Below are 18,543 nucleotides of genomic sequence, written 5' to 3' on the forward strand. Positions count from 1 at the left end.
CACTACATAGACAACGACCCGCCAGCCGCGTTCCAAACCGCTGGGGTCAGTACACCTAGCTCGCAGCCGTGAGGTGGCGTCGGAACCACTTGGTCAGGCTGGCGTCCACCTTGCGGGCCGGTGGCAGCTGCGGCGCGGGCTCGATGCCGGGCTCGTCGGCGAGCGGATGCGCCAGCCCGGGGATCGACACCAGTTCAGACCGTTCCCCCAATGCGTCGACAAGGTCGACCGCGTCGGTGCGCAGCGCCGGATGATCCACCTCGCCGCTGACGACCAGCAGCGGCGCCCGCGCAGCAAGGGCGTCCGCCTTGGCGACGAAGTCCAGGCTGTCGACGGCCTTCTCAGACTCGGCGTCATACGGGTAGTCGCCTGGGAACAGGTCCACGACGGAACGTAGCCGGATGGCGCCGTTCACGACGGCGCCGGCGAAGACCGGTATCTCGGTGTCCGCGAGAATCCGCAGCGCGACGGCACCGCCCAGGGAACCACCGAGCACTCCGATCGGGCCGTCATCGACCGGCAGTTGGGCGCGGATCGACGCCAGCGCGGCCGGGAATTCCTCGGTCGCCTGCTGGACGAAGGGGTACAGAAACGACATCAACGGGTCCTTGCGTATCAGCTCCCCGATGGCGTCGATGCTGCCGTCGACCATGCGTTCCCCGCACATCGGCATACCGAGATGCACCCGCCACGCGGGCAGGTCGTTCATCGGCAACGCGGCAGCGAACGCAGCGTTCGACCGCGGCGCGTCCAGCATGTGCCAGGTGACGATCAGGGGCGCGGCGGTGTCGCCGGCCGGCGGCAGTGCGGTGAACGGCACGCCGGCGGCCGTTCCCGTGATTGGTGAGTCCATGCGCCCCACGGTAGTTCTGTGGCACCGTGCCTGGAATCAGTTGCGCCACCGGCGGAATCAGCGCGGCAGTCGACCGGATTTTCGCGTGCAGGCCGGACAGTGGATCGCCGTTCAGCCCCAAGGAAGGCCCTCCACTCGGGTCCGTGCGACCAGCCCCAAGTAGCTGTGCGTAGTTTCGGTGACTGATCGTGATGACGTCGAATGGCCCGTGGCGGCCCAGGACTTCTCTGGCTACGGCGAGGGGAAGGTAGGCGTGGGTGCCGTGGTCTACCTGGGCCCTTCTGGGCCGTGGATGGTGGAGCGGCCGACGCTGTATTCGGTGGCCAGGTCCGCCAAGGAGACCTCGCCTTCGGCGTAGCGGCGGCGGATGGAGCGGTGCGCGGGTGCGGGGAGTTTGGGCTGCTTGCCCTTGAGCTTGCGCGCGAAAAGTCTCATTTGGTGTCGCAGAGACCCATCATGCTGAGCGTCAGCCGCCTGGGTCGTCGTCGCCTAGGCCGAATTCGACCCTGCCCCCACTGCCAGCCTCCCGATCCGAAGATCCGAACATCAGCTGGACCAGGCCACCGAGGGCACCGAGGCCAAGGAAGAAATAGATGACTCCGCCCCAGACGCGTTCGACAGTGCCGCCCGCGTTCTCGTGACCAGTAATGATCATCCATTCCGACCGGACGACCAAGCCCAGGAAGGCGACGACGATGATGACGCCGATCAGCTCGCCGACCACGGCCCCATGATTCGGCCGCCCTCCGCGTCTGCCCATTTCGACCGTCCAGATGCGAGCAATGATCGGCCCGGCGAAGCGCCCACCATCCTGATAATCCCCCACCTAACAAGATCATCACAGTCCGGGTTTCGGCATCGAACCACCAGCAACCCGAAGCCACCACTCGCGCCACCTCGCCGCTGGTCGGCGGCTCGACCTTCTCGCTACGGCACCGCTCTCGCAACGCCGCGGCCAACCGCTCCCGGCTGGTCTCGGTCGGGCACATCTCCTCCGCCAGCCACCGCGCACACCGATCCTCATTGGCCTCGGTCGGCGGCCGCGTGCCGTACGCCTTGCGGATCTGCGCCCGGTGATACTTGATCGTCCGACCGCGCCAGGAGTACTTGGCGAACGACGCCGGATCGACCTCCACCAGCGATGCCACGTACTCGACCGCGACCTGCGGAACCTCCTCCGGATACACCGGGAACCGGCCCTCGCTCTCACAGAACTTCAACATCACGCTGAAGCCCAGCTGAGTCGCCCCCGCCTTGTTCGCGATCAGCTCCCAGTCAGCCTTGACCAGCGTCCACACACTGATCAACTCGTCCGGCTCCTACTCGGTCCGCGCCCTCAGCACCCCTCGCGATCAGCGACCACCGATAGATCACCAAGCACCATCAAGCACCGGAAACTTCTACCGACCGATATGCCTACTTGAGATCGCTGCGTAGCGATATCGAAAGGAGACATGGCGCTACCTTGCCCCGCCGTAGCTTCGGGAGATCCGGGCCCCTTGCTGGAGTCCCGCTCAACGGCCAGTAGCTCCGGGGAGATCAGCGCATCATCGACAGCGGGGCGCAGACAGGCTCATCATGGCGAACGTCGTCACTGCCCGCAGGAAGGTCGCCGTAGCGATGCTGCAGGGTGGCTCCCCCTCCCCGACCTCTCCCCGGACGTGACGGCTCCGGGGACCGGCGCGGCGGTGCCAACGTGAACGCGGCGGATCCGGCTACCACGCCGTCCGCCCTCAGCTTCTGCAAACAGACATTGTCGTAAGTTAGCCTGCCGTGTTTTCTGGAACTTCTTATTTTCTGGAAATAGAAATCCAGAAAAGCTAGCGTGTACCGCGTGAACGACGTTGAGACTGAGGAGCGGGTCGACGAGCGGCCTTGCCGGTTCTGTGGCCGTCCGGTGCCGCAGCGCGCGGGGCGCGGACGGCCGCGGGAGTACTGCCTGCACGGCGACTGCCAGGCACGGGCGAAGCGGGAGCGTGAACTGAGACGCTCCACTCCGGGGCTGGAAGGTGCACTGGCGCGGGCGGAGGATCTGTACGAGCGGATGGAACAGGGGCTGACCGCCGCACTCGCTCCCCTGGCCCAGGCGCTGGACGCCGAACTGTCACCGCGTGGTGTCGAGGCCCAGATCACCGCGATGCGAGCCGAGTCGCAGGCGCAGGTCGCGGCGGCCCTGGCGGAACGAGAAGAGGCCACCGAGCGAGCCGTACGAGCCGAGAAGGACCTCGAAAAGGCCAAGGAGCAGGCACGGGCGGCACGGCAGCGTGCTCAGGAAGCCGAACGGCAGCGTGACGACGCGATCGAGGAGTCCGGGCGTGCGCGTGCCGAGGCCGAGGCCGCGGTGGCAAGTGCGAGGGACGAGGCAGAACGCGCGATCGCGGCGGTTCGGGAGGAGGCTGCAGCTCGAATCGAGCAGGCGCGGACCGAAACCGAGAACGCGCGTGCGGACGCCTGGAACGCCCGGCGGGCTGAGGCGGCTGCGGCCGAGGAGGCGGCAAAGGCACGGGGCGAGTTGGAGCGCGCGCGTGCAGACGCTCAGGAAGCGCGGCGAGCCGAGGCAGCGGCCGTCGAAGAGGCGGAGAAGGCGCGCGCTGAGGCGGAGAACGTGCGTGCGGAGGCACGGCGGGCTGAGGCGGCCGCGGCCGAGGAGGCGGCCAAGGCACGCGCCGAAACGGAACGCGCGCTCACAGACGCCCAGGAGGCGCGGCGAGCCGAGGCAGCGGCGGTCGAGGAGGTCGGCAAAGCGCGAGGCGAGTTGAAGAGTGCGCTTGCAGACGCTCAGGAGGCGCGGCGGGCTGAGGCGGCCGCGGTCGAAGAGGCGGACAGGGCACGTGCCGAGATGGAGAAGGTACGAGAGGCGGCTGCTGCCGCTGGACAGGAACGAGCAGCGGCAGACGCTCGCGCGCAGGCGGCCGAGGAGTCACGCGAACGGGCCGAGATGCGCATGCGGGAGGCTGAGGAGAAGGCCGTTGCGCGGGATGCGGCCCGGGCGGAGGCCGAGAAGACGCGGCAGGAGGCCGTCGCGCGGGCGGAGGCGGTGAAGGGAGAGAGCGCTGACTTGCGCGCTCAGGTCGAACGGCTCCGGGGAGAGCTGGCCGAGGTCCGGGTTGAGCTGCGTGCGGAGCAGGCTCGCAACGGGGAACTCGCCCGGGAACGTGACGCGGCCCGGGATGAGGCGTCCGCCCAGCGGGAACGGGCGGTGGCTGCGGAGCTGCGCACGGCTCGCGACGGGGAGCCGGACTGATCCACGTTGTGACAGAGGGCCGTCAAACCGGCGCGGGTCATGGGCTGGCGTCTCTGGGTGCCGTTGACGGACGTGTCACTGGCCGCACACGGGCTCGTGGAAGATCGCCGCGTGCCGGTGCCGGGAATCCTCGGGTATGGACTACGGCGGACGTGGGGCCGCACCGAGGCGCTGTACCACAGAAACATGTGGCCTGTCTGGTCGCCGAAATCGTGCCTCCGCAGGTCAGCATGACCGGGAACCAATCCGGTCTCCGGCCCGGCACGGTCATCCACAGCCGAAACCTCGATCTCAGGTCGCGCTGCCCGTCTGGAGGACGCGGCCCGTTCCTGCTGTATTCGGGCGGCACCGCGGTATCAGCGAGCAGGGACCGATGGGGCGACGGCCCGGACCATTCCGGTGAAGATCTTTTTAGGTGGATGTAGAGAGCGGGGACGTCAGATCCGACCTCTGGCATGAGGCGCCCCCGGCCGGGGGCGCGACGAGGAGGAGTGGAACATGGGCGATCCGGTGGTGCACTTCGAGATCATCGGGAGTGATCCGGCGCGGCTTCGTGAGTACTACGGCGCGCTGTTCGGGTGGCAGTTCCAGGTGGGCGACGCGGTGACAGAGGACGTCATGCTCCTCATCGACGCCCGTCGCCCGGCCCGTACCGGAGCCGACGGCGCCCTCATCCCGCTCGCCGAGCAGGACCGCACCCGGTGGGACCGGGCGTCCATCGAGGAGGGCATCGACCTGATCACCCGCACGCTCCCCCGCGCCCGGCTCGGTCCCTACCAGCTCCAGGCGGCCATCGCCGCCGTGCACGCGGAGGCCGCGCACGCCGGTGACACCGACTGGCCCCAGATCGTCGCGCTCTACCAGCTGCTCGAACGCATGGACACCAACCCGGTCGTCACGCTCAACCACGCCGTCGCGGTCGCGATGGTGAACGGCCCGCACGCCGGTCTCGCCCTCCTCGCACCGCTGGACGCCGATGAACGGATGTCCGGCCATCACCGGCTCCACGCCGTACGGGCGCATCTGCTGGAAATGGCAGGTGACGAGGAGGGCGCCCGATCGAGCTACCGGACAGCCGCGCGCCTGACCACCAGCCTCCCCGAGCAGCGCTACCTGCATGGCCGAGCCGCCCGCCTCGCCCCACCAGGCCCGTAGCCCGGCCTGGACCTCCCCCGAAGCCGCAGAGGCGCGCTCGTTCTGGAGGCTCGGCCGTGCGATGTTCACCGACGAGTCGTCCAGCACCTGCAGTGGCCGGACTCGTCGCGATCACCAGCGGCGCGGACCATCTCCCTGCCGACATGCCAGGGGTCGGGGATTGGGTGTATCGCGGGCGTATCGAAAGCGCATACGCCACTGCAACAATCCTCCGTTTTCAATGGAGGCGCGGACCACAGCGGTCCGTGCCGAGGTCATGGTGCCCCGGTTTCGGAAGGTGAGCACGAGAAGGAGAAAGCCGTGGTTGATGACGGTGAACGGGACCGGCGTTCGCTGTTGCGGGGTGCCGCCGTGGTGGCCGGTGCCGCCGCGACCACACCGCTGCTGGGCAAGGCGGCCACGGCGCGAGCCGACGCCGGTGACGCGGACGCGTTCGCGGACGAGGGCCCGCTCGGCGCGCGCGTTCGTCAAACGACCGCTTGACGAACGCGCGGACGCCTGCGCCGATCCACCTCGCGGTGCTCTTCCGCCGTCTTCCGCTCGGAGGCTAACCCTCCTCGCAGGGCGACCCTGGCGGCAGAGCACCACGGCTGATGCTGCCTCCAGCCTTCCGATGGTCAGTCGCTACTGGCCGTTCTCACGGGCCTTTTCGGTTGCTCAGGCGAAATCAGTTGGCGGGCTTGCCGAACCAGCGGGAGAGGTGGTCGTCCAGGTCCTGCTGATCGTCGCCGATCCAGGCGACGTGGCCGTCGGGGCGTAGAAGGACGCACGGAACATCCAGGTCCGCAGTGGGATCCGCGAGGTAATCGACCCTGTCTGACCAGCCGGCGATGGTCAGGCGTTCGGTGCGGTCCAGCAGCAGGCCGCGGCCGCGGTGGAGCAGACCGTAGAGTTGGCCCTGTTTCACGTCGATGTCGCGCAGGCGGCGGCCGAGCAGGTCGGGGCCTTCGCCGAAGTCGTAGCGGATGCCGATCGCGGTGATCTTCTCGATCAGATGGCGGTTCACCTCGTTGAAGTCCATCAGTTCGGTGAGCAGCCTGCGCACGGCCTGCGGTCCCGGTTCGGTGGACAGCAGTTCCGTCTGGGCGCGGGTGTTGTCCAGCACGTCCTGGGCGACTGGCTGACGTTCGGCCTGGTAGGTGTCCAGCAGTGTTTCCGGCGCCCAGCCGCGGATCTGTGCGGCCAGTTTCCAGCCGAGGTTGAACGCGTCCTGAACGCCCAGGTTGAGGCCCTGACCGCCGATGGGTGGATGGATGTGCGCCGCGTCGCCGGCCAGCAGCACCCGCCCGACCCGATAACGTTCGGCCAGCCGGGTGGCATCCCCGAAGCGGGACAACCAGCGCGGAGAGTGCACGCCGAAATCGGTTCCGGCGATGGTGCGCAACTGTTGTTTGAAATCCTCGAGGGTGGGCGGTTCCGCGCGGTCGCCGACTCCCGCGGCGGGGACTACGACGCTATAAACCGCTTCGCCGAAGGGCCTGAGCCAGAATGGCCTATGGGTCTCGCTGATTTCGGCCACCTTGGCGGCGATCTCCTCCTGCGGCGCGCCCACTTCCATCTCGCCCATCAGCGTCTCGGTCCGCGAGGGCTCGCCGGGGAAGCCGACACCGAGCAGTTTGCGCACCGTACTGCGCCCGCCGTCACAGCCGACGAGGTAGCGCGAACGCAGCTGTTCCCCGTCGGCCAGCTCGACGGTCACACCCTCGTCGTCCTGCTCGAACCCGGCCACCGCACAACCGTGCCGGACCTGCGCACCCAGTTCGACCGCATGTTCTTCGAGCAGGTGAACGATGACCGGTTGCGGAATGCCCAGCAGATAGGCGTACGCGGAATCCAGGCCCTCGGGTGCGGGTTTGGGGATGGCGGCGAAGATACCGCCGACCGGACGCCGTCTTCCGCGTTCGAGAATGCGATCCAGCAGTCCGCGCATCGCCATCAGCTCGAGACTGCGCATGTGCAGACTGACTATGCGAACGAACGACACGGGCTCGGTTTCCTTCTCCAGAACGAGTACCCGCACATCGTGCAGCCGCAATTCGGCGGCCAGCATCGCACCGGTCGGCCCGCACCCGGCAATGATCACGTCGAACATGAGGGGCGCGCGATCGGCGCCGGTGAGCGGCGATGAGAGAACTCCGGGGACGTCTCCCACGGTGAAGTCGCGCTCGGCCATATCGTTCGACGACGGCTCGGCGGAGAACTGCGAAGAGTGCATAGGTGTTGCCTTTCGGGAGTGCCTTGTTGTCGAGGCGCTCCCGGCGACACCTACGTCAATCGCCCGGCCGTGACGGGAAGGAGAGCACCCACATCGATACAGCGTTCATGGGTCTCACCTCCTCGGGCGGTGTCACGGTCAGCTGCAAGCTACAAGCCCGACGATCACCCCGTCCAACGCTTTTCCAGCCACGTGCAAACGGGCTCGAGCAGCCAGAGGACTCTGCCCTCTGCGGCTGTTCAGGCAGCGCGGGATTTGTCCCGGCTCCCTGGCCGCAGAGATGGGCTTCCTCACCCGCACGCTCAGCGCGGCCGGCTACATGTTCACCCGACGAGTTGCGGATGATGGCATGAGGCCCGGCCATTGCCGTCAGATCGCCAGGAGCACCCGGGCGACCGCCTCGGCACGTGCGGCCAGACCGGCGATGCTCGTGGTGATGAACAGGCCGCCCCCTGCGAGGTCGCCCAGGGCGTACAACCGGGGGTCGGCCTTGCCGGACACCGTCAGCCGCCCGGTCGCGGCCTGGACGTTCAGCCCGCCGTCCGGGTGGAGCTCGGCCACCCGGCTGGCGAGCATCGACGAGACCAGTGCGCCGGCGTTCTCGGGGATCGAGTGCGGTGGCGGGTTGACGGCGTTGATGACGACGTCGGCGCTCCGGACGCCGACGTCGGTGAAGATCTGGAAGCCGCCTTCCACGGGCTCGATCTTCCGTACACCGGGGACCACGGCCAGCTGCCCCGCGTCCAGCAACTCCAGCATGGCGGCGGCGTTGCCGGGCACCATCGGCGAGCTGAGGCTGGCGATCGTGCGGAAGTGCTCGTTGCGCAGCATGTCCCGGTCGGTCCGGCGGAGCAGGTGCCAGGCGTACGGCCCGAGCGCGTGCACGGTCTGCTGAACGACGCGGCGGCCCATACCGGGCGAGTCGATCAGCGAGAGCTGCCGCCGCAACCGCTCGACCGGGTCCTCCGAGCGCGTCGCCCGCACTTCCTCGATGAGTTCGCCCAGGTCCTGCCCCAGCTCAGCGTCCAGAAGCGACCGCAGGCGGCCGAGGGTGAGCTCGCCGTGCTCGCGGGCGAGGGCCGTCAGCCGGTCGGCGGTCAGGTAACGCGGCTCGATCTTCAGGGGTCGCTGCCAGACGGCCGGCAGCACCCCGTCGCGCGACAGCAGGCTGATGCGGCCCGCGTGGCCGCGCCTTGCCAGTGAGACGACGATGTCGACCGCCGTGAGGCCGCTGCCGACGATGGCGACGTCCCGTTCGGGCGCGAGGTCGTCAAGGGTGGACGCCAGCGGGTAGGGATCGCGGAGGAACCCCTGGCTGCCGCTGAGGCCGTAGTGGTCCTGTGGGGCGCCGCTTCCCACGGCCAGTACCGCGACGTCGACCGTGTGACGCCGTCCGGCTCCGGTGAGCAGGGTGGGCCGGTCCGACGGGGACATCCCGGTCACGCGCTCGTCCACCACCTCGGTCCGCCATCCCAGCTCGCGCAGGCGGGCCAGGGCCGACTCGGCGGTCTGCTCCAGGTAATCGCCGTACATCCCGCGCGGGACGGTCTGATGCCCGAGCCGCCGGTCAAGGTGTGAGGCTTCGCATTCCTCCAGCCACCGGGCGTAATGCGCGGGATCGCCGTGCCGGGCGGACATGATCATTGGCGGGGTGTTGACCCGCACCGATGCAAGGTCGGGGCCGAAGGCGCGCCCGCGCCACCGGTGCGGCGATGGCTCGAAGACCGTGACCGCGCCGGGCTCCCGCGCGAGCCTGGCCAGCGCGTCGAGCAACCCCACCGTGGACGCTCCCGCGCCGATGATTCCGATCTCCATATGCCGTCCTCCAGCTCGTCCTCGGTCGTCTGATCACGAGCCTGGCCGCCGCCGCCCGCGCCTCCCATCCCGCACGAACGGGGCGCCGCGACGGAACGCACCCCCTCAAACGAGGGGTGGGGGAAGCGCGCCCGCTGAGGCAGGCTGGGATGATCAACAGTTCGGAAGGGAGACCGGATGTCGCGCGACGACCCGATCGCACGGGCAGCCAGCCCCCTCGAACTGTTCGTCCAGGTCTCCGCCCGGCTCCGCGAGCGCGTCGTCTTCGACGCGGCGGCATGGTCGACCACCGACCCGCAGACCGGGCTGGTGACCGCGCCGATGTGGGTGCAGAACCTCGACGGCGGCTCGCAGTGCTACGCGTACTGGGAATGCGAGCTGCTGGAGGAGACCGTCATCCCCTTCCGCGAACTGGCCCGCGCCGCGACTCCCGCCGGCGCGCTGCGGCGCAACACCGGTGACCTGCCCGGGCGCAGCGCACAGTACCGGCGGCTCCGCCGCGACGGCCTGATGGACGAGCTCCGGGCGGTGCTGCGCGCGGGCAACAGGCCGTGGGGCGTGGTCAGCCTGTTCCGCAGTGCCGGACACGAACCCTTCGGCCAGGCCGACATCGATCTGGTCGCGGGCATGTCGGCCTCACTCGGCGCACGGCTGCGCGCCTTCGCCCGCCCGTCCGCCGCCGCCCCGGTGCTCGCCGGGACGTCCGCGCCGGGCATGATCCTTTTCACCCCCGACGGGACGGCCACTTCTATCAACCAGGAGGCCCGGCACTACCTCGCACTGCTGCCGGACGGGCCGTCCGAGCCGTCGGCCCTCGGCGTCCGCCTCCCCATCTGGGTCGTCGGGACAGCCGTCCAGGCGCGGGCGGTCGCCTCCGAACGCGACGGGCGATCGGCGCGGGTGCGCATCCGCACCCGCGACGGCGGCTGGCTGGTCTGCCACGCCTCATGCCTCAGCGGCCCCGACGGACTACCCGGTCCGACGGCGCTCATCATCGAGCCCGCCCCCGCCTCCGACATGGCGCCGATCATCGCCGCCGCCTACGGACTCTCACCCCGCGAACTGGAGATCACCCAGCACGTCGCGCGGGGGCTGGCCACCGCCGAGATCGCCGCTGCCCTGTTCATCTCCGCACACACCGTCCGCGACCACATTAAGGCGATCTTCGACAAGACCCAGGTCTCCAGCCGCGGTGAACTGGTGGCCCGCCTCTTCACCGAGCACTACTGGCCTCTGCGCGACCGCCCGGGCGATCCGCGCCCCGCACAGGGCATCTGACAAGGGCTAACGCGATCGGCCTTGAGCCGATGCTCTTCGCAGGGAGCGAGCACGCAGGATCAGTCGATGACCGGCCGCATCTGGAAGGCAAGCCCGTCCGGGCCGGTCAGTCGCAGCACCGGTCCGCCGGGTTGCCCGGACCCGGCATCGGACCGGACACAGGCTCCCCCGCCGAACGTGCGGGCCCGGGCGGCGACACTGCCGGGGTCGCGGGTCTGCAGGATCGCCTCCCAGCGTGCCCCGGTCTCCGCTACGTCCGGTGTCCGCACGAACTCGGCGGAGCGCGGCTCGGCGCCCAGCACGGTGCGGTAGAACGCCCGCGACCGTTCCGGATCGTTGCAAGCGAGCATCATCCGCGCGGGGGCATGAGCCAGGCCGGGGTGGCGCCAGCCCGCGAACGTGCCTGCCTGCCACGGTGAAAAGGCCGCACCGCCCGGATCGACCAGGGTGGCCATCCGTCCCTGGTCGCCGGCGTCGAAGGGCCTGACCACCAGCTCCGCGCCGTTGGCCACGGCCGCTCCGGTGACGCGGTCGGCGTCGTCGACCGCCAGGTAGTACGCCACGTGTGGGGGCGTGCCCGGCGGATAGATCGGATCGGACAGATCACTGACACCGCCGATCGGGTACCCGTCAAGGTAGATCTTCGTCGCACGGCGGGGGTCGTTCTCGTCGACCGCGAACCGCCACCCCAGCACAGCCCCGAAGAACGCGGCGACTCCCGGCACGTCACGGGTCTTCACATCCATCCAGCAGAACTCGTTCACACGCGCCCCCTTCGACATCGGGTGCAGCCCATCGGAGACGGCCCAGGCCGCGCAAACGAGTTTTCGCCGGGATCAAGTCCTCGAACGCCCCTGCGGCGGCGCGGGCGTGCGTACAGGTGGTCAGGGTCGGCGCGCTGCGATCATGGATCTCCGACGGAAAGGGTGGCATGGTCAGCACGTTGGGTTCGCCGCGCACCGGCGCCGTCGACGCGCGTTCGCGGGCGCCGTTCGGCTGGGTGCCGTTGGTCGTCCTGTTCATCGTCGGTTTGGTGGACAGGATCGAGCACAACCTGCTCATCGGCGTGCTCCCGGCCGTTCAAAGCGAATGGGGCTTCAGCGACACCGCCGCGGGCTCGATCCCGACGGCCGCCGCTCTGGCCGCGGCGGTGGTGTGCCTTCCCGCCGGGTACCTGGCGGACCGGCTCAGCCGCACGCGGATCATCGCGGTGGTCGTCTTCGTCTGGGCGATCGCGACGCTGGGCTCGGGGCTGGCCACCGGCTTCTTGATGTTCTACGTGATGCGCGTGCTGCTGGCTGCGGCTGAGAACATCGACAATCCGGCCTCCGGCAGCCTCCTCGCTGACTACTATCCGCCGGTCAGCCGGGCGAAGGCGTACGGGCTCACGCGCGTCACCATGCACCTTGGGGGTGTGGGGACGCTGCTGGGCGGGGTACTGGCGGAGGTGTTCTCATGGCGTACGGCGTTCCTCGTCATGGTGGTGCCGGGCGCGCTCACGGCCCTGCTCGTCTGGCTGCTGCGTGAGCCACGCCGCGGCGAGCTCGATCGCCTGGTGGCCTCCCCGGCCTCCGCGACGTCCCCGCCGCCCCTGGTCAAGCCGCCGTTCTGGCAACAGTTCAAGCAGGTCCTCGCCATCCCCACGCTGGTCTTGGTCTGCGCTGGGCTGTCCCTGCTCACCCTCGGCATGGCCGGGATCTTCTACTGGCTGCCCACGCTGATGGTGCGCACCTTCGGAGTCGGCACGGGCACGGCAGGCTCGCTGAGCGGCATCATCACGGTCACGGGCGCGCTGACCGGCACCCTGGCCGGTTCGTGGCTGGGCAGGAAGTGGCACGGCACTCGCAAGGGCGGCCGCCTGCTGGCCGGCGGCAGCGGCATCACGGCAGGCTCGCTGGTCTTGGCCGGAGCGCTGTCGATGGAGTCGATCGGCGCACTGACCGCGCTGGTGCTGCTCTCCTGCTCGCTGATCGCCATCGCGACGCCGAATTTGACGGCGTGCCTGGCGGACGTGGTCCCGGCCGCCTCACGCGGGCTCGGCTTCGCCGTCCTGCAACTTCTCATCACAGGCGGCGGCGCCCTCGGCTCCCTGGTCGTCGGCATCGCCTCGGACCGGCTCGGGTCGCTGCTCGCCGGGATGTACATCCTGGTGATCCCGATGGTCGCCGGCGGACTCCTCACGCTCAAGGCCAGGGCGTCGTTCGAACGCGACGCGCACAAGGTCATGGAGCAGGCCGCCCTCGACGGCCGTCAAGCGTGAAACGGTTTTGAGGGGCCCCGGTGCGGTGATGCACCGGGGCTTCCCCGGCGGTGCGCCGCGCGCAATGCCGTTTTGGCGCCCGTGGGCGTCAGGCTGTGCGGAGCGCCTCGGTGGGGGGCATGCGTGCGGCGCGGAGCGCGGGCAGCAGGCCTGCGACGGCGCCGATCGCGATGGCTGCGCCTAGGCCGCCGCCCCAGGCCAGTACCGGGACGACCGTCGCCCAGCCCTTCACGGACGCGTACACGACCGTGGCGGACACGCCGAGCGCGACACCGGCGGCGCCGCCGAGGGCGGCCAGCAGGACCGCTTCGGACAGGAACTGCAGCCGGATGCCGCCCCGGGTGGCGCCGAGGGCGCGCCGGAGCCCGATCTCCGACCGGCGTTCCAGGACGGAGATGACCATGGTGTTGGCCACGCCGATCCCGCCGACGAGCAACGCCACCGCGCCAAGGCCCAGGAACAGCCCGTTCAGCGCGGACTCGGCCGCCGCCCGCGCAACCAGGGCGGCGGAGGGCTGGCTGACGCGCACCTCACCGGTGTTCCTGGGGTTGGCCGTCGCGCCCAGCAGACGGTGAACCTCTTCCACGTGGCCGGTGCGGGCCCGCACATAGATCATCGAAGGGTGCCCGTCGAAGTCCAGGTATCGCCGCGCGGCCGGGTAGCCGACCAGGACTGAGGAGTCGATCTCGGGTGAGAGTGTCGCCGGGTTGAGGATGCCGCTGACATAGAACCACTGTCCGCCCACCCAGATCCGCATTCCCGGGTGGATCCGGGCGATGCCCAGCCGCCGGGCAGCCGCCGAGCCGAGCACGGCCACCGGCTGGTTGGCGGTCGCCGCGTTCAGGTACCGGCCTTCGGCGACGGTGGTGCGCACCGCCGCGGGCAGGTCCAGGCTCGCCGCGTTGACGGTCAGCCCGTTGGTCTGCAGGCCCGGGATGAGCGGGCTGCGGAACGCGTTGGCCTTGGTGTCGCCGGTGCTCTGCACGGCCTCCACTGCGGCGATGCGCCCGATCATTCCGGGTGCCTGGAGTGGCAGCCGGGCGTCTTGGCCGGTCAGGGACTGGCCCGGGGCGACGGTGAGCAGGTTGGTGCCGAGCTTGTCGATCTCGGCCAGGAGCCCTGCCTGGGACGAGGCCGACAGGCCGAGGACCGCCACCATCGCGGCGACGCCGATGGCGATGCCCAGGGCCGACAGGGCGGCCCGCGTCCGGCGGGTGCGCAGGCCGACCGCGGCGACACGGGCGAGGTCGGCCGGATGCAGCCGGCCCGGAGTGGAGGCCGTCATGGCGTGCGCCTTCCTGCGAGCAGCGGCTGTCCGGTCACGTCGGCGACGATGCGGCCGTCGAGGACCTCGATGCGGCGCGGGAGCCGGGCGGCCAGCTCGCGGTCGTGGGTGATCATGATGATGGTGGCGCCGTCGGTGTTGAGCTCGGTCAGCAGTTCGTAGACCGCGGCGCCGGAGACGCTGTCGAGGTTGCCGGTGGGCTCGTCGGCCAGCACGATCGCCGGCTCGCCGACCAGGGCGCGGGCGATCGCGACGCGCTGCCGTTCCCCGCCCGACAGCTGCGACGGGCGGTGGTCGAGCCGGTGGCCGAGCCCGACGCGTTCCAGGGCGGTGGCAGCGGCGCGCATCCGTTGCCGGTGCCGGACGCCCGCGTAGAGGAGCCCGTCCGCGACGTTCTCCACTGCCGTGGCGTGGTCGGCCAGGAAGAACTGCTGGAAGACGAAGCCGATCCGTTCGGCTCGCAGGCCCGCGAGGGCGCGGTCGGACATCGTGGCGGCGTCGTCGCCGAGGATCCGTACCGTGCCTGATGTGGGCCGGTCCAGCGTGCCCATGACCTGAAGCAGGGTCGACTTGCCCGATCCCGACGGCCCGACGATCGCCACCAGGTCGCCTCGGTGAACGGTGAAGCTGGCCTCTTCCAGCGCCACCACTGGCACTGCGCCGGGATAGACCTTGGACACCTTCTCCAGTTGCAACACCGGCGTGTCAGGCGTTCCGGTCATGAGGCCGGCACCACGACGCTCTGCCCGGCCGCCAGGCCGTTGCCGCTGACCTCGACCGTGCCTGCGCTGTCGTCGAACAGCCCGGTCTTCACGGGGATCAGGCGATGCGCGCCGTCGGTCCCGACGACTTCGACGGCGTAGCCGCCGCCCGCCTGCGCTAGCAGCGCGTTCACCGGCACCGACAGCACGTTCACGGCCGTGCCGGTCACGATCGAGACCTGGACCGGCGCCTGGTCGAGCATGCCGGTCTCCCTGGGCTTGAACGGCCTGATCCGCACGTCGACGGTCGTGCTCTTGTCGCCCTTGGTGGCCACCTTGCCCACCGAGGAGACCACCCCGGGGGTGTTCCTGCCGGTCGGGAGGGAGATGGTCACCTTGTCGCCGACCTCCACCTCGTCCTGCCGTCCGGCGTGCATCGAGATGGTGACCTGGCGCCGGGTGGAGGAGGCCCGCAGGACCACGGCGCCGCGTGCCGCCGCGCCGCCGCGCACTGCGGTGATCTTGGTGATCCTGAGCTCGGTCTCCGGCATGAAGACCGCCTGGCCGCGGGCCAGGATCCCGGTCTCCTCCAGGCCCGCCTTGTCCTGCAGTTTCCGCAGGGCGTAGTACGTCCCTGTCCCGAAGTAGTCGGAGTCAGGGTCGACCTCGGCCTTGGTGGCGAGGCCCAGGGCGACGAGCGCCGCGTTCAGCTGCCGGACGTCGGCTCCCTTGCTCCCCTGCGACAGGTCGCGGTAGACGGGGACGGCGCCCCGCAGCAGGATCACCGGGTTGCCGTCGACCCGGTACAGCGCCCTGCCCTGGCGGATCACCTGCCCCACGGCCGGGAGCTTGGTGAGGGTGCCATCGATCTGGTTGACGACCTCGTAGCTGCCGGCGTAGCCAAGCGTCCCGCTTTCCTGGGTCCGGGCCGACAACGTTTCCTTGGCCACCTGGGCCAGCCCGGTCGCGTCGGTGCCCCGCAGTGGCGGGTCTTCGGGCCGCATGCCGAACGGATCGGCGATGACGACCCCGGCGCCCGCCGCGATCAGGACGCCCGCGGAGACCAGGATGACCCGGCCGGTCAGGCGCCGGCCGCCTCGGGACCGCCGCGGCGGCTCAGGCTTCGGCGTCGGGCGGTCAAGCGGCGGGGTGCGGGTTTCGGCGTTCATGGTGTCGTGGTCGGCTCTGGTGGTCATCAGTTCTCGACACGCATCGGGCCCTTGAAGCCGGTCTGCTTCTGGCAGGTCTCCATGGCGGTGCGGTACTGCGGTGCCTCGCGGTCGACGCCCTTGAGGTGGAACGTGCCGTTGCCGTCAGGGTCGGGGAAACTGGAGACGCCGTTGGACCGCATGCATCCGGCCAGCTTGACGGCGTCTTGGCGCGCCTGCGGGTCGTTCGCGGCGGGCTCCGCCGGCAGCAGCGACTTGCACTTGCCGTCGGCGGCCTTGTACTTGGGATCGTCGGTGTCGAGGTTCATCGAAAACCCGACGCCCCCTCCTGGGTCGGTTTGGGGGTCGGGGAACTCCTTGATGCCGTTGGCGCGCATGCATTTCGCGTATTCGACGTGCTTGGCCACGAGCTCCGCCTGGGAACCGTTCGGCCCCGCGCCGCCCGCCGGTCCCCCGCCCTTCTCCTTTTCGCCTCCGGAACAGGCGGTGCCGGTGAGGGCCAGGACTGAGAGCGCCGCCGCCAGCACCGCGATACGCACCGCGCGGCTTCCCGCCCTGAAAGTGGCTGACATGTTGTTTCCTCACTGCTCGGCTGCTGACTGTCAGTGGCCGTTCTACGCAGGAGGCGCTAACACGGGCCCAACATGATCCGTTATTTCGCTGTTAAGCCCGATGAGGCATCCTTGGACCGTGTTCCACCTGCCACGACGCACGATCCGGATGCGTCTCGCGCTGCTCTACTTCGGGGTCTTCCTCGCGTCGGGCGCGATCCTTTTGATCATCATGATCGCCCTGTATCAGGGCTCCTCGGTCTCGGCTCCCGTCGACCCTGGAGGAGTCCCCACGACGCCCGGCGGGCCCGGCACGTTCGAGCACAACCGGGATGACTCCGATCTGAGCCAGCTGCTGGCCGCCGCGGGTTTCGCGCTGGCGTTCATGGCGGTGGTGTCGCTGGTCCTGGGCTGGCTGGTGCCGGGCCGGTTCCTGCGGATCCTGCGCACGATCACCACGAGCGCACGCCAGATCTCGGCCACCAACCTGCACGAGCGCCTCAACCTGCCCGGGCCCGCGGACGAGCTCAAGGAACTGGGCGACACGTTCGACGATCTGCTCGCCCGGCTTGAGCGCTCGTTCGAGTTCGAGCGGCGGTTCGTCGCCAACGCCTCGCACGAGCTGCGCACGCCGCTGGCGACCATGCGGGCGTCGCTGGACGTCGCGATGGCCAAGCCCGGCCCGCTGCACCAGCAGACCGTCACCCTCGCGGACCGGATCAGGCACGAGCTCGATCACGTCGACCGGCTGCTGGAGAGCTTCCTGACCCTGGCCCGTGCCCAGCACGCCCCGGTCGCCGACGAGTCGACGCTGGCGCTCGGTGACGTCGCCGCGGCCGCGCTCGAACTCCGCGGCGACGTCACCGCCGAGCTGGAGCTCCAGGTGGACCGGGAGACGAGCCCGGAGGCGCGGGTCCGGGGCAGCGAGACCCTGCTGTCGCGCCTGGTCGAGAACGTCGTCGACAACGCCGTGACCCACAACGTCCCCGGCGGGTGGGTCCGAGTCCGTACCGCCGCGCGCGGATCCGTCGCCGAGCTCGTCGTGGAGAACGGCGGCCCTGTCTTCGCGCAGGAGGATCTCGCCGGCCTCACCCAGCCGTTCCGGCGCCTGGCAGCGGACCGCACCGGCTCAGACCGGGGCAGCGGGCTCGGATTGTCGATCGTCGACGCCATCGCCGAGGTCCACGGCGGGACGCTCGCCCTTCTCGCGCTGCCCGGCGGGGGCCTGCGCGTGACGGTCACGTTGCCGCTCACACAGACGGCCATCGGCACGGGCACCGTCGCCGGAGCGAACGCATGAGAATGCTGAGCGCATGAGAATGCTTAGGGGATGAGGATGCTGAGCGCATGAGGGTGCTGGTCGTCGAGGACTCACGCGCCCTGGCCGACGTGGTCGCCGAAGGGCTCCGGGACCAGGGCATGGCCGTGGACGTCGCCTACGACGGGCTCGACGCGGCCACCAAGCTCGACGTCTCCTATGACGTGGTCGTGCTCGACCGTGACCTTCCCGGGCTGCACGGCGACACCCTCTGCCGGATGATCACCGAGGCGGAGCGGCCCGTCATGGTGCTCATGCTGACCGCGGCGGACTCCCCCGGCGACCGCGTCAGCGGCCTGAGCCTGGGCGCCGACGACTATCTGGCCAAGCCGTTCCACTTTCCCGAGCTGGTGTTGCGGGTGCGCGCACTCGCCCGCCGCCGCCCGGGCGCCCGTGCGCGGATCTTCCGCGCGGCGGGCATCGAACTCGACCCCATGCGGCGCACGGTGATCCGCGACGGGCGGATGCTCAGCCTTTCGGTCAAGGAGTTCGGCGTGCTGGAGGCGCTGCTGCGTGCCTGGCCCGCGTTTCTCAGCGCCGAAGACCTGCTCGAACAGGTCTGGGACGAGCACGCCGACCCGTTCACCAACACCGTCCCGGTGACCGTCGGCCGGTTGCGGCGCAAGCTCGGCGACCCGCCGGTCATCACCACCACGCCCGGCGTCGGCTACCGCATCGCCGGGTGACGCGGTACGTGCG

General features: G+C 69.9%; 17 protein-coding genes and 1 pseudogene. 7 read left to right on the top strand and 11 right to left on the bottom strand.

Annotated elements, in window-relative coordinates; genetic code table 11:
* Positions 1-55 precede the first annotated feature (55 nt).
* The 4 genes and pseudogenes from F8566_RS15490 to F8566_RS52935 form a co-directional block, all read right to left on the bottom strand.
* Positions 56-853, bottom strand: coding sequence for an alpha/beta hydrolase family protein (locus tag F8566_RS15490; protein ID WP_151560898.1), 798 nt, complete (start codon positions 851-853; stop codon positions 56-58).
* A 267-nt stretch (positions 854-1,120) separates the two neighbouring features.
* On the bottom strand, positions 1,121-1,288 hold the full coding sequence (locus F8566_RS15495; RefSeq protein ID WP_192809683.1) for a helix-turn-helix domain-containing protein: 168 nt from the start codon (positions 1,286-1,288) through the stop codon (positions 1,121-1,123).
* A 31-nt stretch (positions 1,289-1,319) separates the two neighbouring features.
* A complete protein-coding gene (locus F8566_RS51170; protein WP_225993217.1) occupies positions 1,320-1,577 on the bottom strand; it encodes a hypothetical protein in 258 nt (85 codons plus the stop codon).
* A gap of 163 nt (positions 1,578-1,740) precedes the next feature.
* Positions 1,741-2,160, bottom strand: a pseudogene (locus F8566_RS52935) (DUF4158 domain-containing protein); the annotation flags it as partial.
* A gap of 527 nt (positions 2,161-2,687) precedes the next feature.
* On the opposite strand from F8566_RS52935, the gene F8566_RS15505 reads away from it, so the two are divergent.
* The 3 genes from F8566_RS15505 to F8566_RS15515 all read left to right on the top strand — a co-directional run bounded on the left by F8566_RS15505 (position 2,688) and on the right by F8566_RS15515 (position 5,735).
* A complete protein-coding gene (locus tag F8566_RS15505) occupies positions 2,688-4,097 on the top strand; it encodes a coiled-coil domain-containing protein (protein ID WP_151560900.1) in 1,410 nt (469 codons plus the stop codon).
* A 498-nt stretch (positions 4,098-4,595) separates the two neighbouring features.
* Entirely contained in the window at positions 4,596-5,252 is a 657-nt protein-coding gene (locus F8566_RS15510; protein WP_151560901.1) for a DUF6596 domain-containing protein, read from the top strand.
* A 300-nt stretch (positions 5,253-5,552) separates the two neighbouring features.
* Complete coding sequence (locus F8566_RS15515; protein ID WP_151560902.1) at positions 5,553-5,735, top strand: hypothetical protein; 183 nt, start codon at positions 5,553-5,555, stop codon at positions 5,733-5,735.
* 184 nt (positions 5,736-5,919) lie between these two features.
* Here the strand turns inward: F8566_RS15515 and rox are convergent, their stop codons facing one another.
* Complete coding sequence (gene rox, locus F8566_RS15520; RefSeq protein ID WP_225993215.1) at positions 5,920-7,344, bottom strand: rifampin monooxygenase; 1,425 nt, start codon at positions 7,342-7,344, stop codon at positions 5,920-5,922.
* Between the two features lie 492 nt (positions 7,345-7,836).
* Entirely contained in the window at positions 7,837-9,282 is a 1,446-nt protein-coding gene (locus F8566_RS15525) for an FAD/NAD(P)-binding protein (protein ID WP_151560904.1), read from the bottom strand.
* A gap of 177 nt (positions 9,283-9,459) precedes the next feature.
* On the opposite strand from F8566_RS15525, the gene F8566_RS15530 reads away from it, so the two are divergent.
* On the top strand, positions 9,460-10,560 hold the full coding sequence (locus F8566_RS15530; RefSeq protein ID WP_151560905.1) for a helix-turn-helix transcriptional regulator: 1,101 nt from the start codon (positions 9,460-9,462) through the stop codon (positions 10,558-10,560).
* A gap of 59 nt (positions 10,561-10,619) precedes the next feature.
* Here F8566_RS15530 and F8566_RS15535 read toward each other — a convergent pair whose 3' ends face one another.
* On the bottom strand, positions 10,620-11,324 hold the full coding sequence (locus F8566_RS15535; RefSeq protein WP_225993199.1) for a VOC family protein: 705 nt from the start codon (positions 11,322-11,324) through the stop codon (positions 10,620-10,622).
* 167 nt (positions 11,325-11,491) lie between these two features.
* Between F8566_RS15535 and F8566_RS15540 the strand changes: the two genes are divergently transcribed.
* The gene (locus F8566_RS15540) at positions 11,492-12,820 is read left to right on the top strand and encodes an MFS transporter (protein ID WP_151560907.1); all 1,329 of its coding nucleotides are present in this window, start codon (positions 11,492-11,494) and stop codon (positions 12,818-12,820) included.
* A gap of 88 nt (positions 12,821-12,908) precedes the next feature.
* Here F8566_RS15540 and F8566_RS15545 read toward each other — a convergent pair whose 3' ends face one another.
* Genes F8566_RS15545 through F8566_RS15560 form a run of 4 tightly spaced genes read right to left on the bottom strand, consistent with a single transcriptional unit; the run spans position 12,909 to position 16,547 of the window.
* Positions 12,909-14,105, bottom strand: a complete 1,197-nt coding sequence (locus tag F8566_RS15545; protein ID WP_151560908.1) for an ABC transporter permease — start codon at positions 14,103-14,105, stop codon at positions 12,909-12,911.
* On the bottom strand, positions 14,102-14,827 hold the full coding sequence (locus F8566_RS15550) for an ABC transporter ATP-binding protein (RefSeq protein WP_151560909.1): 726 nt from the start codon (positions 14,825-14,827) through the stop codon (positions 14,102-14,104). The genes F8566_RS15545 and F8566_RS15550 overlap by 4 nt, the downstream gene beginning before the upstream one ends.
* Complete coding sequence (locus F8566_RS15555; protein ID WP_151560910.1) at positions 14,824-16,002, bottom strand: peptidoglycan-binding protein; 1,179 nt, start codon at positions 16,000-16,002, stop codon at positions 14,824-14,826. The genes F8566_RS15550 and F8566_RS15555 overlap by 4 nt, the downstream gene beginning before the upstream one ends.
* Positions 16,002-16,547 (bottom strand): hypothetical protein, encoded by a 546-nt coding sequence (locus tag F8566_RS15560; protein WP_151560911.1) that lies wholly within the window; start codon positions 16,545-16,547, stop codon positions 16,002-16,004. The genes F8566_RS15555 and F8566_RS15560 overlap by 1 nt, the downstream gene beginning before the upstream one ends.
* Before the next feature lie 118 nt (positions 16,548-16,665).
* On the opposite strand from F8566_RS15560, the gene F8566_RS15565 reads away from it, so the two are divergent.
* A complete protein-coding gene (locus tag F8566_RS15565) occupies positions 16,666-17,826 on the top strand; it encodes a sensor histidine kinase (protein WP_225993200.1) in 1,161 nt (386 codons plus the stop codon).
* Between the two features lie 47 nt (positions 17,827-17,873).
* Complete coding sequence (locus F8566_RS15570) at positions 17,874-18,530, top strand: response regulator transcription factor (RefSeq protein WP_151560912.1); 657 nt, start codon at positions 17,874-17,876, stop codon at positions 18,528-18,530.
* The last annotated feature ends 13 nt before the right edge of the window (positions 18,531-18,543 follow it).

It is taken from the genome of Actinomadura rudentiformis, assembly GCF_008923185.1.
GTDB lineage: Bacteria > Actinomycetota > Actinomycetes > Streptosporangiales > Streptosporangiaceae > Spirillospora > Spirillospora rudentiformis.

Coding starts and splice junctions, on each gene's coding strand:
- F8566_RS15490 (WP_151560898.1), bottom strand. CDS start 853: ATGGACTCACCAATCACGGGAACGGCCGCCGGCGTGCCGTTCACCGCA.
- F8566_RS15495 (WP_192809683.1), bottom strand. CDS start 1,288: ATGAGACTTTTCGCGCGCAAGCTCAAGGGCAAGCAGCCCAAACTCCCC.
- F8566_RS15510 (WP_151560901.1), top strand. CDS start 4,596: ATGGGCGATCCGGTGGTGCACTTCGAGATCATCGGGAGTGATCCGGCG.
- rox (WP_225993215.1), bottom strand. CDS start 7,344: ATGTTCGACGTGATCATTGCCGGGTGCGGGCCGACCGGTGCGATGCTG.
- F8566_RS15525 (WP_151560904.1), bottom strand. CDS start 9,282: ATGGAGATCGGAATCATCGGCGCGGGAGCGTCCACGGTGGGGTTGCTC.
- F8566_RS15530 (WP_151560905.1), top strand. CDS start 9,460: ATGTCGCGCGACGACCCGATCGCACGGGCAGCCAGCCCCCTCGAACTG.
- F8566_RS15540 (WP_151560907.1), top strand. CDS start 11,492: ATGGTCAGCACGTTGGGTTCGCCGCGCACCGGCGCCGTCGACGCGCGT.
- F8566_RS15545 (WP_151560908.1), bottom strand. CDS start 14,105: ATGACGGCCTCCACTCCGGGCCGGCTGCATCCGGCCGACCTCGCCCGT.
- F8566_RS15550 (WP_151560909.1), bottom strand. CDS start 14,827: ATGACCGGAACGCCTGACACGCCGGTGTTGCAACTGGAGAAGGTGTCC.
- F8566_RS15555 (WP_151560910.1), bottom strand. CDS start 16,002: ATGACCACCAGAGCCGACCACGACACCATGAACGCCGAAACCCGCACC.
- F8566_RS15560 (WP_151560911.1), bottom strand. CDS start 16,547: ATGTCAGCCACTTTCAGGGCGGGAAGCCGCGCGGTGCGTATCGCGGTG.
- F8566_RS15570 (WP_151560912.1), top strand. CDS start 17,874: ATGAGGGTGCTGGTCGTCGAGGACTCACGCGCCCTGGCCGACGTGGTC.